We start from the raw sequence: 346 nt of genomic DNA, 5'->3' as shown, positions 1-346 counted from the left end.
GGATTGGATTGAATGTAAGGAAGCGAATTTATTAGCTCCAGCAGTGTTGGAATTAATAAAAAGCTGGGATTAATTATTAATATTGGGGTGAACAACTACATTGATTTATAATATAGAACGTTTAGTTAATAAGATGAAACAAAATAATTTAGATGTCATTATTGCTGCTACGAAAGAAAATATTCGTTATTTTACTGGGTTTCAGCCAGTCGTAAAGACATTAAATCCATACTTTGGACAATGTTATGCAATTGTTACAATTGATAGCCCTGGAGTCGTGCATCTTGTACATTCTATTGGAGAAATTGATCAAGTATTAGGTGCACGAGTGCAAGAAGGAAAAGTA

The 346-nt window shown here is 32.7% G+C and carries 1 protein-coding gene; it reads left to right on the top strand.

From position 1 onward, the window contains the following. Positions 1-100: 100 nt before the first annotated feature. Positions 101-346, top strand: a 246-nt coding sequence (locus KVT31_RS29415; RefSeq protein WP_217613710.1) for an aminopeptidase P family N-terminal domain-containing protein, incomplete at its 3' end; no start/stop codon positions are given.

The organism is Bacillus sp. GbtcB14 (assembly GCF_019091205.1).
Classification (GTDB): Bacteria; Bacillota; Bacilli; order Bacillales; family Bacillaceae_G; genus Bacillus_A; species Bacillus_A cereus_AG.
The sequence above is the reverse complement of the archived record's forward strand: the minus strand, read 5'-3'. Positions and strand labels throughout refer to the sequence as shown.